Raw genomic sequence first — 16,205 nt, forward strand, 5'->3', positions numbered from 1 at the left:
ATGAAACCACTTGAAAAATTTAAGGCGCAAAGCCCACCAAAACGGCGAGTTTCACGCTTAAAAAAATTTGAAACAGAGATATTTGAGTTGTACGCCGATGGCTATCAGGTCGAGCAAATCCAAGAGTTTTTAGCTGCAAACGGTGTAAAAATAAGCGTGCGAGCAATCAATAAGTTTAAACAAAACTTAAGCATAAAATCAAATTCCTCCTTAAAAACCTCGGGCGGCACTGCCGCCCCCGCAAAAAATACCAAAAAAACAGTTGAGGAGCTTAAAAACTCCCCCGATACAAATATAGCTACCAAGCTATTTTTACAAAACCTATAAAAATAAGGATAACTAAATGTTAAGTAATTATGACCTAATTGCAGTAGTAGGCTTAAAAGGCGGCTGCGGCAAAACAAATACATCATGGCATGTACTCCCTGCGGTTTTGCAAAACCAAAACCAAGAGTTTAAAATTTTTGAGATTGACGATAACAACAGTAGCTACTACTTTGTTAACTCAAACTTAATAACCGCCAACAAATGTCAAACTGTAAAAACAAACGATAAAAATATCGTTGCTCAAATTGTCGTCGATACAATCGCCGGCGACCAAAAAATCATAATTGACGGTGGCGGCGGGAACGATAGCCGCAAGGCTATTGAGCTTATAAAAGCCGTGGGCGAGGATGTCCGCAAGCTTTGGCTTATACCGTTTGATCGCAATATCGACAATTTTAAAAGTGCAATTGAGACATCCGAGCTAATCGGCGACCCTCAAAACACGGTCTTTGTGCTTAACGGCTACACCGCCGATAAATCAGAGTTTGACTGGTTTTACTCTAAAAAAATTGATAACTATGTCGAGGTGCCTTACAGTGATCTTTTTCACTTTTCGCAGGAGCAAAAATTAACGATTTACGACCTCTCTCAAGTCTCAAAATCAATCCCAAAAAGTGAAATAAAACAAATCTTAAAAGGTAAGTTTTCAAAAGATGGGATACTTGATCAAGACAAGTTTATATCCAAATTCAACGAGTACCTCAAAAGCGAAAAAGCCGCGGAGCTGCTAAATGAGATTTTTGACAATTTTGCTCAAAAAAAGAGCCAAAATCGCAAAAAGAACTGAAAAAGAACAAGACGGTACTCAAAAGGTACCGAAAGAGAACAACTATGTTGTTGCACCAATGCCACTTTTGTTTTTTCAAAAAAAAAGTGGCGTGCTTGGGTGTAGTTTGGGTGTAAAAATAAAAAAAATGGGAGAGAAACATGAAAATTTACAAAGCGACAAAAAGTCATTTACATTTTAAAAAAGGTGATTATGTGGTACTTATTAGTAGTGAGGTTGTACCTACCCATACTAATTTTACTAATAATTCAAAAAAATCAATCTCTGTAAAAGTTGATATTTTCAACAAAAACCGTAAAAAATATGATGGTTTCAAACACGATATAAATCCAACTAAACTTAAAGAGATGATGGATTGTTTAGAGTTAAGTAGTTTACAAAAAGAGGATTTGTATGTTGACGGTTCGTAAGTTATCAATGAAGCAAGCGGCGACATACTATTCCAAGGATAACTACTATACCCAACAAATTGGGGAGTATTACGGTAAGCTTAAGGATGGTTTAAGTTTAAATGACCTAACTCATGAGAGTTTTATTCAAATCTTACAAGGCATCCACCCGACCACGGGTGAGAGCCTAATCGCTTCAAAAAAAGGCAAAGAGGCGGCGGTGCCAGCCTATGATTTTACTTTTTCGCCCTCAAAAAGTGTAAGTATCGCCTACGAGGCGGCACTTGCTAAAGGCGATACCACCCTTGCTAATGCAATGGAGATGGCACATAACAACGCCGTAAATACGGCTCTGTCTCACATCGAGTCAGAGCATATAAAAACAAGGGTTCAGACAAAAGGTAAGCGGCAAAGTATCAATACACGTAATATGATCGCGGCAAAATTTCAGCATGATATAAATCGTTCGCTTGAGCCACAGCTTCATACTCACTCTGTAATTTTCAATTTTACAAAATCGGCGGACGGCAAATATCGAAGTCTTGACGGTTCCCATCTGCTCCAAAAAGGGCAAGCCGCCTTATCACAAAGTGTCGGGCAGTTCTACCGCGAAGCCCTTAAAAATGAGTTGCAAAAGGCGGGTTTTGAAATTAGAGATGTCGATAAATCTAAAAGTTTTTTCGAGCTTAAAAATGTCGACGATAACCTTATCCAAGCTTTTTCAAGCCGCACTATTGCGATTAAAGCCAAAGTTGAAGAGCTAAAAAAAGAGCATCCTCATTTGAGTAAATCACAGCTAAGTTTGCGCGCATTTTTCAACACACGCCAGACAAAAAAAGAGGTAAATCGAGATGAAGTTCGTCATAAAAATGTTGAGCTTATGTCAAAACATGTAAATCTTGACAAGCTTTTATCCTCTTTACAACCCAAAAAATCAGCTCGAAAAGAGCAAATCCAAGAGCCTAAAATCGAACAAGCCGAGCTTAAAAAAATCATTAATGAGGCAAAAAGCGAGATACAAAACAAAAAGCACCGCACACCTCTTAATGTAACCATTAAGGCGGCGGCAAAAATAGATACTCCAATATCTATTACAACCCTTTTTAATCAAGTCAAAAATGAGGAGGTACGACAACAAAAGCAATTAAATACGATGCACGAGGTGCTTTTAAATAGCCTCAAATCCACAAAATTAGACACTCAAAAACTATTTGAGAGTCTCAAAACACCAAATATAAAAATTCAAATCGAGGAGAAATACGAAAATGCCCGAGGAACAAATAACCGAGATAGATTTATTACTAGTTATCGTGACAGCACAGCAGAGCTTGAGCGAGCAAAACAAGCTAATTTTAGAGATGTTGCAGACCTTACTACCGTCGCCGAGCGAGGAGAGCCAAGAGCCGAGTTTGAAAGATCTCATGATGTTGATGCTAGAGCAGCAAGAGGTGATAATTCAAATGCTGTCACAATCAGCGACATCAGAAGAGCCGAGGAGCTTCACAGAGCAAGGTACGGACAAAACCAAAACAAAGGAGTCGAAAGATGAGTGAAAATTCAAATTTACAAGTAATACATGAGTTGAGCGAGGCAATTCGAGAGTTAAACCCCGACCGTGTAGCGTGGGTGTTTAAGTGGCAAATCATAGATTTACGCCAAAAAGCCCAAGTACTTTTAGAGTCAGTTTCAAGACTTGAAGCCAACGAAAAAGAAGCGGCAATTACCGCAGCACAAGCGTTTTTGACTGAAATACAACCAGTCGTTCAAGAGTTAAACAATCAAAAAATAGGAGCTTAAAAAATGCCGACACTATGCCCAATTTGCCAAAAAGGCACACTTCGCAGCAGCAAATATTCTCAAAATGTTTATTGTTCGGAAATAGAATATGACGTGCTGCCAGGCGCCGATTATCCTCAAAGCGTCGGCTGCGATTTTGATTTTGATTTTGGCCGATCAAAATCAGAATTTGGAGTGGAGTTAACTACGGCGGATGTTAAAACACTGATCGGCGGAGGTGAAATCGCTTTGCCTGATGGCGACACATTAATTTTCGACCCCGCAAAACGTCTTATGCGAAAATCAAACTAAAAGGATCTAAGTATGAGCAAAAAAAAATACACAACTTTGACGAAATAACCAAAGGCGCACTTGCAGTTCTAATATCTCAAATGCAACCAAAACAAAAAGAGGGTTTTACAGTTGCTCAAGCCGCTCAAATGTTAGGCATAAGTGTTGCAAAACTCTCTCAAATGAGACACAATAAAAAAGGACCTCAATTCTATCGTGAGGACGGAAAAATCCTATATACACCATCAAGCATAAGGGTTTTTATCTCTCAAACCAATGTAAAAAATAGGATAAAAAAATGAAGCTACTATCTAGTTTTATCTTCATCCATCTAAAAATGTTTTTTTGGTATTTTTTAGGTGCAACGATTGTAGGTTTTACTGCTTCAACCATCGTAAAAATTCACGATGCAGGCATATCGTTTACGACACTATTGCCATTTTCGCAATTCTTTAAATAAGGGTAAAAGAGGTGCAAAATCTTAAAAATGAAGTAAACCCGACAATCAGTCAAGAGGTGCGGTTACAAAGTACTACTTTAGTACCTATTACACCGTCAATAAATCAAATTTCAATACCAAATCAGGAGTAATAAAATGGATTTATATGCTAAGAAATGGACAGTGTTGCTAGGCTCGGAGCCATTAACACTATGGATAAAAAACGACCAAGTGCAGTCAGCTAAGTTTATGGACAAAAAAGTCCAATTAAATTTAGATACAGAGGCAATTAAACTTATCAAAGATAATCCCACAAAGGTAGTAAACGGTAACAACCTTTTACAAAACCAAAACTTCACGCAAAATGTCTCAAAAATGATGTCTTCTAAGTTAGAGTTAGCAATCGCAAATAACGATAAAAAAACCTTAAGTCGATACGCTAGAAGTGATTTAGTGCCAGAGAACATGAAAGATAATTTCATCCACGCTATTAACCGTCCAAACGGTTTAAGAGGTGTCTTAACTCGTGCCGTAAATAACACAAATAAAATCATACAGACTTTATCAAAGCGTATTGATAGATTTTTCGACAAAGTCGCAGATAAAACTGCCAACCAAAGATTAGATCCGTATCTAAGCGACTACCAGCTTAAATATGTTAATCGTGCGCCGCCATTTTCTCAAAAAGATTTAGGGGAACATGTTGACCCTAAATTAATGCAGTTTGCCGAGGAGTTCTATAAACAAAAGGGGCTTAAAGACACCCTTAATCCAGACCAGTTGAGTGACAGAATCATCCTAAATGAGTTTTTGGAGAAAGCCGTGAGCAAAGGGTACGATTTAAAAGACTCTTCCGTAGCGATAAATAAAGTCGGACATCAGACATATCTTGAAGGTTTTAAAAGCTATTACAATGATTATCTTATCGGTGAAAAACAAAATTTTCAGCAGACGATAGAAGATCTTCAAAAACGCTTACATGTTCATGAACTCAAAGCCGCTGCTAAAAACGAAACAATCGAGGATTTTAAAACCCTCTCTAAATCCCTTGACCAAAGCGACCGCATAGACCTTTTAGTTAAAAACAAAGAGTATCAAGGAATGGATGAGGAACAAAAAAGAAAAGTCGAAGATAATCATATTTTTAATCCTGAACCAATCCTACAGCGTGCCGCGGAGCTTCAAAATATAGCCGAAATTGTGCAGTCTGTTACTCCTATCGTTGAGACCGTAATCGATAGAACGCCGACAGTTGATTTTTTGGATAAAACTGTTTTATCCAAAATTAACGAGCAATGGCAACACCAGCAGACGGTTAATCGCCAAAATGCAACCCCCACAAGAGACTTCATGAATATATCAGCCGTTAAGTTTAACGGTGTTTCCAAAGACTCCTTAGACAGATGGGGAGAGACGGCAAAATCTCATGCAAGAGCAGATGCAGGTGTGATAGATGCTTTTATAAACGCTAGTTTAAGAAATGCAAATGAGCTTTTGAAAATCGGTGTGCTAAAAGAAGTTTCAAAAGATAATTTTAAATTTGTTGACAATTTTGCAAAGCAATCTCTCTATAACAACATAGATAAAACAGTTGCCGAAATCGCAGAGGCAAATCAAGGTAAGCATGTAACCCGTGAGACCTACTCAAAAGACGAGATAAAAGAGCGTGTAGCTCACATGTCCTCAGAGCAGAGCTTTAAAGATATGCTCACTCCAAGCGGAGAGCTTGACTCCAAAAAGCTTTATGACTATGCGCAAAAGCTTCAAAGTGTTGCAGCGGCATTACATGAACAAGAGAGTCCAAGTAAAGCAGTCACTAGAGATGAGTTACAGCGTGCTAATCAGGGTGCTCAAAAATCCCAAGGAGTAGAAAATGTTCGGGGATAAACGTATTTTTATGGAGCTGGGCGACGAAGAGGATTTTGAGAGCAATAAATCACAAAAAAAAGAAGTCAGAAAAGAGATAGAGGACACCGCTATCGACAAGCTTATTGACGGTGTAGAGGTGCTACATATGAGCGGGGGTATGGCAACAATTGCCGTGCCTCTTGAGTTGCTAAAAATTTTTAAAATGTTTTCAAAACTTTTAGATATCACACAAGAACAGGGGATGACAAGATGACAGATTTACTTCTTACAACCGCGGCACTTACTGCTGCATCGTTTTATTTTTTTGGAGTTAAAAAAGAGAGCGGTTTTGTATATGCACGCTTTCCTGGACTTGCGCACAGAAACGCAGGGGGTAGTTTACCAAATCCGCTGGAGGTTAAAAGAGGCTATATGTGGACACCAATATCAAGACTAAAAAGCCTTTTTAGAGAGAATAAAAAAAATACAGTCTTTATCGATGAGTTTCGCTTTGATGATGATTATGCGTATAAAGCAGGTATCAACGGTTTTTACCGTAAAAGTGCTGAAAAAACAGAGTTCTACTTTGACCCTCTCAAACTCACGCAGGGCGTGCTTTTAGTCGGAAAGATGGGGGCAGGTAAAACTGAGTTTTACTTTAGTGTCTTATCCCAAAAGTTCTATAGCCGTGCAGTTATTCATCAGGTAAAGGTTGGGGATTTCGTAGAACCTCTTTTAGGCAAAAACGACATGCTTTTTAGTCCGTATGATAAACGAGGGTATCTTTGGGATGCAATGTCAGAGTCAGAGGGTATCTTAAAAACATTCTTTGAAAACTTTGCAAATAGTGTTATGGGCGATAAAAAAGATTTTTTTTCCAGTTCAAGCCAGAGGCTCTACAACGAACTAGCTCAAAAGATACGCACAAAGTATAAAGATGAACCCTCAAGTGTTAAATGGCTACTTCTTATCAAAGCAATAAAAGATTTATTCGCAGAGATGGACAGCGGTTCTCAAAAGTCTAAACAAGATGTCAAAAGCACAATGGAAGCTATTTTAGAGCCTTTGGAAATTATGGCTTTTAAAATGCAAGACCCAAAACAAAAGAGTTTCGTTATCGCTGACTTTTTTAAGCGCAAAAATCAATGTAAACTTATTTTGGACAATATTCCAGAGTATGAAAAATCTCTTACTCCATTATTTACAGCGTTTGTAGCTTGTATGTCTCAAGTTCATACAAGCCTACCAGATAGCAAGACTGACTTCACCCTGTATGCGCTAGACGAATATCTCAGCTTTGCGCAAATTATGGATGAACCGTCGAAAAAGCGTTTGCATACTCTTATTCGCTCCAAGGGCGGGATACTCATGCCTGCCGTGCAGTATATCCCCAAAGATGATAAGAAGTTGCAGCAGCTATTGACATCATCCGCTTACGCATGGATCTACTTTTCGGTGATTGAGGAAGAGACAATCAAGCTTTTTAAGGATGCCGTCAGCGAGACAGAGTATGTTTATTTTGAAAAGAGCCATAGCAAAGGCGAGAGCGGCAGCAGTACAAGTACAAGCACTAAAAACGAGAGAGTCAATCTTATAAACAATCATCTCTTAAACGGCTTAGGTACGAAGTATGAGCATATCTGCTACATACCAAACGAGAAAGTTTTATATCTAGGTTATACGCCTCAAGCGAACTTACCTAAAAAAGCTGAAAAATCAGTTCCGTCGGATTTGTCAGAGTTTTATGCTATTAAATACAGAATTGATAACGAAGAGCAAGAGGACTATAAAAATCTTACTTTTGCGGACTTGTTTAAAGAGAAACCGTTATCGAAGCTTGAGGAGTACAAGCTCTTTAAAAAATTCGAGAAGGCGAAAAGACAAGGCGAGGAAGCAATGGCAAGTTTTAAACAAGCTGAAAAACTAGAAGCCGTAAATCTTGAACTGTTGTTTTCTAAATACATGGAAGATAAACAAGTTGTAAGCAATAAAATGAAAATGTATAGCATTCAGCAGAGGTTTGAGCTTTTTCACAGTTATCGAAAGATCAAGGATGATGATGCGGCAGCTCTTGAGTTCATTGAAAAACATAATTTGTTTGGAGCGTTGCCGTCGTTTTTTACCTTTAATGAAGAAGATTTAGGAGAGGTGAACTTATGAGTATGAAAAGAATAGATGCAATTAAAAAGATGTCAGGCGCGGCGAACAATGCCGCACCTATAGAGACCCCAAGCAATGAATCGATTTATCCCTGGGATATTAATCTTGATTTATCAGAGTTCAGCGATGAGCAGATAGAAGAGTTCTATGATGCACAAGAGGTTCAAGATGAAAAAAGAACAACCAAATAAAGCCGATGAGCTGCTCACCAAAATAAATGAGAAGTTTGAGACTCTAGCTGCCAATCTTGACTCTAAGCAGACGGAAGATGAGATTAAAAATTACTTCAAATTTGCAGGACAGTTTCATAAATACTCGCTCAGAAATCAGATGCTTATAGCTGATGAGGCTATGTTTAGAAATGCAAATGTTGAACACATGGCAAGTTTTAAGACATGGAGTGATTTAAAAAATAGCGACGGTGCAAGAGCGAGTGTTAAAAAGGGCGAAAGAGGTTTTACGATTTTAGTGCCGACACCATATATCAAGTATGAGCTTGATTCAAACAGAGAGTATCTGCTCAATGCAAAAGGTGAAAAGATACCAAAATTAGATAATCAGGGAAAAGTACAAAAAGGTATGGCATTTAAAGCGGGGACAGTTTTTGATGTGAACCAGACAACTGCCAAAGAGATAGGAGTATATAAAACGCTTGATTATCGTTCTAAGATAGATATCAATGAGGCTCTTTTTGAGAGACTTAAAAAAGATATCTCTGAAAAATTTAATGTCAATATCGATGTCGAATCTATTCATGGCGGCGCAAAAGGCTACTATAGCTTTTTAGAAAATAAAATAGCCATAGATCCAAAGTACACCACAAGCGAGCGTATATCAACTCTTTACCATGAGCTAGGACATCATCTTATTCACGGTGAGCAATTTAAAAACGGCTCTCTTGACTACTCTAATTTACACAAAGACAGAGGCGCAAGAGAGGGCGAGGCGGAGTCCTTTAGCTATATACTCTCTTCAATGACTGGTATTGAGAACAAAAGCGAACTCTACATAAAGACCTGGGGAAATAATGGAAAAGACCTCAAAGAGAGGTTTGAGCTTATAACAGGTAAAGCAAAAGAAGCTATACAAACTCTGGAGCTTGAAAGCGTAATCAAGCAAGAGCATTTTAAAAATTTAATATCTGAATCCAAAAGCCTCTCAAGTGGCGTAAGCGTAGAGGATGTTAAATTTGCAAATATCGGCGGGCAATGTCAACAAAGACAGGAAGAGAGAGGAATATCAAGATGAGCCAAAAAAAATTTACAGATCAACAAATCAAAGTCTTTATCTCACAAACCAACGCAGAGCTTGTCTTGCAAGACCCTCAACCCGTTTTGCAAGATTTAGGGATAGAGTACAAAGAGTTAGGTAATGACAGTTATCGCATGAACATAAGAGGAGAGAAAACGCCGAGTGCGTATATCTCTCTCAAAAACGGCTTATGGAAATATAAAGACTTTGGCACAGATAAAAGCGGCAATATCGTTAATGTAGTGATGGACTACACAGGCAAAGACTATAAATCGGCTCTTAGCTACTCACTTCAAACTTTAGGCGTGCCTAACTATCTTGAGCAGGCTCTTAATTCTAAACAGCAAGATTATCAGCTCTCTCAAGCAGATAGAGAGCGTATAAAACAACAACGAGAGGCAAATGCACAGCGTGAGAGTTCTCATCCTCTATCTAAGGTTACCACCGTTTATGAAGTCTCTACTAATCAAATGGCAGTCGATTATTTGGCTTCAAGAGGTATAGTAAAAATTCCACCTCAAATGAAAGTTATAAATGGCGAATACACGAATAACAAAGGCGAGGTAAAACGCGCTTTTGGTGTAGGCGTGCTTACAAGAGACGGCACAGGTGCAGATATCCATTTTTTGCAAAAGATAGGCGATTTAAAAACTCTTTCTCTTGGCGAGAAAGATATCTCATTCTTTAAAAACCCGCAGAGCAACAAAGTAGCCATATTTGAAAGCAAAATGGATTACGCCGCTGCATATCAGCAAATGCCGCTAGACGATGTAAATGTCATTATCGCAAACAGCGTATCAAACGCTGCTAAAGTTGCCGAGCTGTTAGTATCAGAGGGCTTAACACAAACCCCTATGATTTTCAATCAAAACGATGCAGCAGGCTATCGTTTCGTTGCAGATATTATGCAAAAAGCAGAGATACCAGAGGTTAAGAGTATCGGATATCAGGTTATGACCGAATATAAAAAAGACATTAACGACTTGCTGCTTGAGGGCGTTAAAATAGCCGACCGCATAGAAACGCGACCGCTTGAGTATTTTGCAGATATCGCTGCTTCACTTGAAAGTATCCAAAAGGCACAACAGACCCCAAGCAAAGCGGTGACAAGAGAAGATTTACAGCAACGCACTAAGCAACAATCTCAAGAACAGGAGCAAGAAAGATGATGAGAATTTTGAGCAGCTTTACTGCTCAGGGTTTGAAAAAGAAAAAGATGGAGCGTTTGAGGTTTTAGAGAGAAAGTTTTTTGACTGTTTGAAGAGCGGTTTTTAGTTCTTCCAACTCTTTAGCTTTATAGTAATACTCAATAAAAGCACTTACCCATGAGGGTACTTTAGAGGACTTCCCCCACTTCTGTACTGTAGCTAGGGGAGTGTTTACGATTTGAGCAAATCTTATTAGTGTTAAATCCTCTTTTGCAAGAAAATCTTTAAAATCTTGATCGTTCATTTTTTGTATAACCTCAAATATAATAAGTATATATTGAATTATATCTTAAAATACCACTCAACGCAATAGTAAATATCCGAAATGGAGATAATATTTAAAAGAAAATAGTAAAAAACCTGCTTTTTACTTGCTTTGTTATTTCTATTTGGTTATAATAATATAAATAAAAGAGCCATTTCGGATATTTACTTATCTCTTAAATGACTTTTTAATAAATAAACAGGAGACAGAGATGCCAACAATAGCTACCATGCAACCAATAAAAAGTTTTCACGAAATAGTAGAAATGGTGATAAATGCACCCGTACATGATTTGATTGGTGGAGCGATAGGATTTTTTATCATGATCGCCATCATGAAAAATAGAAAATAAAGAAAAGGGAGAGAAAATGGGCAGTTTACAAGAAACAAAAGAGACAATTAAGTTCTATGAGAAAGCTATTAAAAATGCACAAGAGATGATCAAAGCACAGATAGAAAATGACATAGAGTTTCAAATCTTCTACGCAAAGTTAAAAAGCATATCGCCAGATTATGGTTTTATTTTCTATGACCACAATTTGAAGTTCGCTATGTATAAAATGATACATGATGGTGCCGAGCATAAATCTATCAACTACTTTGAAATAAATAGCAATGGTGAAATTGTCTATACTGAAAACAGTTTCGATAACATCGAAGAGATCGCAAAAGAGGCTCAAAAAATAGTCTCTAAATTTTTATAAAAAAGAGGATTAAAAAATGAACAGATGTAAACGAGATGAGATTGAAGCTCTAAACTTTAATTTAAATGTTTTGGTTGAAAAATCAAAGTGTGAGTTATCCATCGCAGGCGCAACAATGGCAAAAGAGTTGATTTTGACTTTGAAAAAAGTTAAATCCATGATTGAAAAAAAAGAAGCGAGAAATATCGAGCTAATCTGCTCAACTCTCCCGCTTTTATATTTTCAAATCCCAACCATAAAATAAGGATAACACATGTCAAAAATCGCAAATATTTACAGTAATACAGGTTTAAAAATCAATAGAGCGGTATTGGGGGCGGAACGCTTTTTAAGTGAGGCGGCTTTATATGTAATGCCAGTTTTTCTCGCGTTATGCTTATTTTTCTTTTTTGCTCAGATGGACTACATCAAAAATGGATATAAACGAGATTTTACACAGCTATCGCAGGCAAAACAAGAGAGGTTGAATTATCTAAAAAGTGAAGAAATTCGACTGTTTAGAAAAGCAGAACAACTGAGAGAAAAATTAGATTTTGCAGAGGCAAGAGAGATTAATAGCCAAAGAAACCCAATTATGGCGGAGATGGATAGTATCGTTAAACAAGCTCCTTACGATGCATGGAGCTATAGGCTATATTTAGCGGTCGGTGCAGTCAGACCACACAAGGATTAATAAAATGGAAACTATACAAAACCTCACACTCACGCAAAAAGTAGCCATCTTATGGCTACGCAATGTTGACCGCGGACTTAGCATTTTTAAGATGCTACAAACTATGCCACAAGCATTCAGATATATATTTTATACTGGGCTTATTACTTTCACGATCGCGGGGATGATGTTTCTATCAACTTTTATCCCGAAATACGATAACGCCTTCTGGCAGTTACTGGGTAACACGGTATTTTATGGCGTGGCGATAGGCATTATATTAGTTGGTAGCATAGAAAGCGTTTTAAAACTCGATGTCGCTCAAATTTTTGCAGATGAAAAAGCAAGAAAAGCCGAGATTAAAGCAAAGAAACTTCAAAAATGGCGCTTACGCAATATGAGTATTTGGAGCCGTATTTTTATCTACATCTCATTTTACCTGCTTTGTTATTTCATTATCCAAACATCCACTCAAGGTGCAGTTTTTGCTCTTTTTGGTATGGCAGATATGAGCAACCCAGAAGTACAAAAACAAATCAATCTATTTTTTAATGAGTATAACTCACTCATACAATGGTTCACATTTTTATACATTGTCAGTGGACTTGCTTTAGACTATTTCGTCTCAAAAAACAGAGCAAAACAAGCTCAAAAAGAGGTCCAAAATGAAACCCTTTAAACTCATAGCCTTAGCGGCTCTTTTGTTTTTACAAACCTCTCTCTTTGGCAATTACCAAAGCAAATATATCCCCGATCAAGTCAAAAAAGATTTTTCAGAGGGTACGGTTGGTAAATATCAAGTTGAAACAATCCCTACTGTTACTTTGGCAGAACTTCAAAGCAAGGGTGTTTACGGTGCTAGTAGCACCTTGACCAAGCATATCTCAGGCACTCCTGATTTTAAAGCTATTGTTGCAGCGGATGTTTGCAAAGTTGATGCTCCTCAAGCCTACACGAGCACGATATATGAGATGGACTTGCCAAATGGCGTAATTACTTGTATGTACGCTGCAAAAGGTGACTTATATAATCCGATGGGGTTGTATAAAGTCAGCGTTCCAGAAGTCAAGGCTTATTACAGTGTTGATACGCAAGCGGCTAAGACTGCAAAAGCGGCAGAGATATCGGCAGCAGAAGCACAATTCGCCCCTCTCATGGCAAGAAAAAAAGAAATTGCAGATCAAGCTCAAGAGCAAGTTAACGCTGGCTTTTTGACAATACCAGAATTGATTTTGGCAGCGGTTTTAACCGATGATGAGATTATTGATATAGCAGCCACAAAAGCAACTGGCAAATTTTCACTTAAACCAGGATATACCTCTAAGTTTACAAACAATGGCGAAATCGTAGATAACACCGAATACATTCTCGCAGATGCAGCGGGCATATATGAAGTATATGCGGGACTTGCAAGCGTTTCTATGAACTTTCTTATGATTTTAGTTGTCGGTTTTGGGGCTTATGGCGGGGCGCGGTTTTTTGGTGGTAGGTTTGCCAATAAAATGGAAGATAAAAAAACTCACGATGCATCTGCTCCTTATTATGTGGGACTCGTTGCGGGTGTTTTACTATTCTTTCCACAGGACCAAATTAATATTAATCAAGCAGGAGAAGCAACAGAGTATGAACTTTTAAAAACTCAATATCAAGAGTTTGAAAAGTTTGGTTACTACACTTTCGCAGATTGGGCAAACCAGAGTGCTAAAGTAATTATAGATACCGAGATGGGTACGATTATCGGCAAAAGCGGTTTGGGGACTAAAGAGCAGATTGTTGATACAACTGCTCAAATCACTCAAAGCCAAAAACTAAATGCTTTTTATGTTGATAATTACAATACCTGCTTAAACGATATTTACAAGCAAGAAAATCTGACGCTGTACGATGGCAAGTCAATTTTTGGCGAAACAGATAAAAGCACATTTCCAAGCACAGAACATTGGGCATACGCTGCCTATAAAGGCAGAACGCTAACAAATGGATATTATGAGACGGGCGATGAGGGAAGTTTAAAGGACGGTGCGGCAGGAGCTGGTGAATACCCAAAATTTGCATTTAGCGCGTGTGGAAAAGCCGACTATTTGAGTGCCTTTCACAAAGATAAAAAAACACAGCTTACAAATAGCTATGCTACTCTAGTTCAAAATAACCCGAGTTCATCGCCAAAGTTCGCAAGCATGGAAAAACTCGTGCAGTTTCAGTATGAACTCTATCGTGACTGGGGTATGCTCTCCGTTTTAACATTACCAATCGTAAAAATGCAGGCAGGACTTTTAAGCGGGGCTAAAGCCAAAAATAACGAGGTTCTTGAGAAGCTCAATGCAAACATTGCGAACGGAAACAAGGTCATGCATAATCTGCTTTCAAGTGTCCCTTATATGTTTATCCCTGGGGCAAAAACTGTTTTTGATATTGTCAAAGACAACAGTTTGGTTATAGGCGGTGCAACAGGTGCGGTGGTAGGTTCGCAAGTTCCAGAAGCTGACGGATGGTTGAGTAAAGCCTTTTATACAGTGGTAGGTGCGATAGACGGTGCTGCAATCGGTGCCACAGGCGCAGGTGGTGCAGCTTTAGGAGCTGGTTTTGCATACATGGCGGCAAAGGTCGTCTTATCACTTCTCCCTATTCTGGGCTTGGTAATTGTAGGTGTGCTTAGATTTATTATCATTATTTTAAAAATCTTAAGTTTTCACTTCTTATCGCTGTTTGTTATGCCTATTATGTTTTTACAAAGAAACACGGAGCTGATGGTTAAGTTCTCAGCAAAAATACTTGCAAATATGCTTGAATTACCAATCTTTGTATTGAGTATATGGCTTGCTGTAACGTTTAGTTCACTCTTAAACACAATCGGTACTTTTTTTAGCAAAAAAATGATAGCGGGTATGCTTGATAACAATATTGCCTTAAACCCACTAGGAACAACACAAGTAGATGCAGGCGGTTTTAATCTCAATGATTTGTTCTCTCAGATGTTACTTTATGGATTTGACGGGTTTTTCGAGGTTGCGATAGCCGTTTTTAGTATCGTTATTATTTATAAAATTATTGTAACTCTTCATACAGAGCTATTTAATACAATAGACCTTTCTACATCAAGCGCGATAGATAATTCCATCGATGCCATGAAGAGTGAGTCTAGCGGATGGGGAGCTAGGATTTAATATCCTACTCCGCTCTCTTCCAATACTTATACAAAACAGCTACATCAACTCCGCTTTCTTCTTATCATACTCTTCTTGCGTAATCGCCCCATCCCTCAACAACCCAAACCAATACCCGATATCACTTTTATCAACACTCTCGCCACCTTTAGCTAAACCATTATTCACAAACGCCTTATGCTCTTTTCTAACCCGCTCATCAATCTCTCTCTGCTCAAGCTCTTCTCTAATATTTCCATAAATACTAAGCCCATTAGCACGACGAAATTTTCTAATGCTTCTCTCCCAGAAGTAGAAAGGAAGAGCCGCTCCCCCCCAGAAAAATAAATGTTGCAATATTATGTCAAATTTTGTAAAAGTGCCAGCAGGCATTTTTGGTTGGGCTATTAAGACAAGAAGCATTAAGACTATTGCAAAAATTACATAAGATATGAAGTATCCAAACAGTCTAGCTTTAAACCCACCTGTTTGGATTCCCATTACCAACAAATCCCAATTATTTTTGTTCCCAAAATCTTGTGCCATCTTCAATCCTTTTATTATTTAATTAACATAATATTAACCAAAAAATAGAGTTTTAAAAAGAAAAGATGGCACTGACTTATTAGCCATACAGGTTTTTATTGTTAAAAAATCTAGCAAGTTTATAGTCAAGCCAATTGGCTGTGACATATTCATCAAACTTTGCTACAATCATTATAATTTGCAGGAGTTTAACCAATGTTATTCCAACAAACTATGATACCAATGACAGCCAACTGTACTACAACCTTCCCGAATGGGCCGTACCACCAGATAACTCTTGTTTTTTTGTCATTAGGAAAGGGCTACTATTTTTGGGTATTTGCTCATTGTAGAAAGAAAGAGACTTGTGTCAAAAGTTTAAAAATAACGATGAATACAGTCAGAACTATCGCCGCAATGATAAATAGTTTATTCAATTG

Annotated in this window: 22 protein-coding genes; 20 read left to right on the forward strand and 2 right to left on the reverse strand. The window is 38.0% G+C overall.

The genetic code is table 11. The annotated features are described in order from the left end of the window. The 14 genes from PHY84_RS01080 to PHY84_RS01145 all read left to right on the forward strand — a co-directional run bounded on the left by PHY84_RS01080 (position 1) and on the right by PHY84_RS01145 (position 10,437). Positions 1-327 (forward strand): hypothetical protein, encoded by a 327-nt coding sequence (locus PHY84_RS01080; RefSeq protein ID WP_299856829.1) that lies wholly within the window; start codon positions 1-3, stop codon positions 325-327. A 16-nt stretch (positions 328-343) separates the two neighbouring features. Continuing rightward, positions 344-1,114 (forward strand): hypothetical protein, encoded by a 771-nt coding sequence (locus PHY84_RS01085; RefSeq protein WP_299856831.1) that lies wholly within the window; start codon positions 344-346, stop codon positions 1,112-1,114. A 140-nt stretch (positions 1,115-1,254) separates the two neighbouring features. Then, positions 1,255-1,524 carry a hypothetical protein gene (locus tag PHY84_RS01090; protein WP_299856833.1) on the forward strand — a complete coding sequence of 90 codons (270 nt, stop codon included), beginning with the start codon at positions 1,255-1,257 and terminating at the stop codon, positions 1,522-1,524. After that, on the forward strand, positions 1,508-3,052 hold the full coding sequence (gene mobF / locus PHY84_RS01095; protein WP_299856835.1) for a MobF family relaxase: 1,545 nt from the start codon (positions 1,508-1,510) through the stop codon (positions 3,050-3,052). Before PHY84_RS01090 ends, mobF begins: the two co-directional genes overlap by 17 nt. Continuing rightward, positions 3,049-3,300: a hypothetical protein gene (locus tag PHY84_RS01100; protein ID WP_299856837.1), complete on the forward strand. Its 252-nt coding sequence runs from the start codon at positions 3,049-3,051 to the stop codon at positions 3,298-3,300. Before mobF ends, PHY84_RS01100 begins: the two co-directional genes overlap by 4 nt. Positions 3,301-3,303: 3 nt before the next feature. Then, entirely contained in the window at positions 3,304-3,591 is a 288-nt protein-coding gene (locus PHY84_RS01105; RefSeq protein ID WP_299856839.1) for a hypothetical protein, read from the forward strand. Between the two features lie 80 nt (positions 3,592-3,671). Then, on the forward strand, positions 3,672-3,872 hold the full coding sequence (locus PHY84_RS01110) for a helix-turn-helix domain-containing protein (RefSeq protein ID WP_299856840.1): 201 nt from the start codon (positions 3,672-3,674) through the stop codon (positions 3,870-3,872). After that, positions 3,869-4,030: a hypothetical protein gene (locus PHY84_RS01115; protein WP_299856842.1), complete on the forward strand. Its 162-nt coding sequence runs from the start codon at positions 3,869-3,871 to the stop codon at positions 4,028-4,030. The genes PHY84_RS01110 and PHY84_RS01115 overlap by 4 nt, the downstream gene beginning before the upstream one ends. A gap of 135 nt (positions 4,031-4,165) precedes the next feature. Beyond that, positions 4,166-5,896 (forward strand): hypothetical protein, encoded by a 1,731-nt coding sequence (locus PHY84_RS01120; RefSeq protein ID WP_299856844.1) that lies wholly within the window; start codon positions 4,166-4,168, stop codon positions 5,894-5,896. After that, positions 5,883-6,131, forward strand: coding sequence for a hypothetical protein (locus PHY84_RS01125; RefSeq protein WP_299856846.1), 249 nt, complete (start codon positions 5,883-5,885; stop codon positions 6,129-6,131). Before PHY84_RS01120 ends, PHY84_RS01125 begins: the two co-directional genes overlap by 14 nt. After that, complete coding sequence (locus PHY84_RS01130) at positions 6,128-8,017, forward strand: type IV secretion system DNA-binding domain-containing protein (protein ID WP_299856848.1); 1,890 nt, start codon at positions 6,128-6,130, stop codon at positions 8,015-8,017. Before PHY84_RS01125 ends, PHY84_RS01130 begins: the two co-directional genes overlap by 4 nt. A 2-nt stretch (positions 8,018-8,019) precedes the next feature. After that, a complete protein-coding gene (locus PHY84_RS01135) occupies positions 8,020-8,208 on the forward strand; it encodes a hypothetical protein (RefSeq protein WP_299856850.1) in 189 nt (62 codons plus the stop codon). Continuing rightward, entirely contained in the window at positions 8,186-9,265 is a 1,080-nt protein-coding gene (locus tag PHY84_RS01140) for an ArdC-like ssDNA-binding domain-containing protein (RefSeq protein ID WP_299856851.1), read from the forward strand. Before PHY84_RS01135 ends, PHY84_RS01140 begins: the two co-directional genes overlap by 23 nt. After that, positions 9,226-10,437: a toprim domain-containing protein gene (locus tag PHY84_RS01145; RefSeq protein WP_299856853.1), complete on the forward strand. Its 1,212-nt coding sequence runs from the start codon at positions 9,226-9,228 to the stop codon at positions 10,435-10,437. Before PHY84_RS01140 ends, PHY84_RS01145 begins: the two co-directional genes overlap by 40 nt. A gap of 64 nt (positions 10,438-10,501) precedes the next feature. Here PHY84_RS01145 and PHY84_RS01150 read toward each other — a convergent pair whose 3' ends face one another. Next, entirely contained in the window at positions 10,502-10,720 is a 219-nt protein-coding gene (locus PHY84_RS01150) for a hypothetical protein (protein WP_299856855.1), read from the reverse strand. A gap of 232 nt (positions 10,721-10,952) precedes the next feature. Here PHY84_RS01150 and PHY84_RS01155 point away from each other — a divergent pair, with 232 nt between their 5' ends. The 6 genes from PHY84_RS01155 to PHY84_RS01180 are packed head-to-tail and all read left to right on the forward strand — an operon-like array spanning position 10,953 to position 15,261. Next, positions 10,953-11,093: a hypothetical protein gene (locus PHY84_RS01155; protein ID WP_299856857.1), complete on the forward strand. Its 141-nt coding sequence runs from the start codon at positions 10,953-10,955 to the stop codon at positions 11,091-11,093. Positions 11,094-11,109: 16 nt separating this feature from the next. Continuing rightward, positions 11,110-11,445, forward strand: a complete 336-nt coding sequence (locus PHY84_RS01160) for a hypothetical protein (protein WP_299856859.1) — start codon at positions 11,110-11,112, stop codon at positions 11,443-11,445. Positions 11,446-11,461: 16 nt separating this feature from the next. After that, positions 11,462-11,689: a hypothetical protein gene (locus tag PHY84_RS01165; protein WP_299856861.1), complete on the forward strand. Its 228-nt coding sequence runs from the start codon at positions 11,462-11,464 to the stop codon at positions 11,687-11,689. Positions 11,690-11,698: 9 nt separating this feature from the next. Next, the gene (locus tag PHY84_RS01170) at positions 11,699-12,118 is read left to right on the forward strand and encodes a hypothetical protein (protein ID WP_299856863.1); all 420 of its coding nucleotides are present in this window, start codon (positions 11,699-11,701) and stop codon (positions 12,116-12,118) included. A gap of 4 nt (positions 12,119-12,122) precedes the next feature. Beyond that, complete coding sequence (locus tag PHY84_RS01175) at positions 12,123-12,776, forward strand: hypothetical protein (RefSeq protein WP_299856865.1); 654 nt, start codon at positions 12,123-12,125, stop codon at positions 12,774-12,776. Further along, the gene (locus tag PHY84_RS01180) at positions 12,763-15,261 is read left to right on the forward strand and encodes a hypothetical protein (RefSeq protein WP_299856867.1); all 2,499 of its coding nucleotides are present in this window, start codon (positions 12,763-12,765) and stop codon (positions 15,259-15,261) included. The genes PHY84_RS01175 and PHY84_RS01180 overlap by 14 nt, the downstream gene beginning before the upstream one ends. Before the next feature lie 39 nt (positions 15,262-15,300). Here PHY84_RS01180 and PHY84_RS01185 read toward each other — a convergent pair whose 3' ends face one another. Further along, on the reverse strand, positions 15,301-15,786 hold the full coding sequence (locus PHY84_RS01185; protein WP_299856869.1) for an SHOCT domain-containing protein: 486 nt from the start codon (positions 15,784-15,786) through the stop codon (positions 15,301-15,303). Positions 15,787-16,205 lie beyond the last annotated feature (419 nt).

Source organism: Sulfurimonas sp., from assembly GCF_028694605.1.
Classification (GTDB): domain Bacteria; phylum Campylobacterota; class Campylobacteria; order Campylobacterales; family Sulfurimonadaceae; genus Sulfurimonas.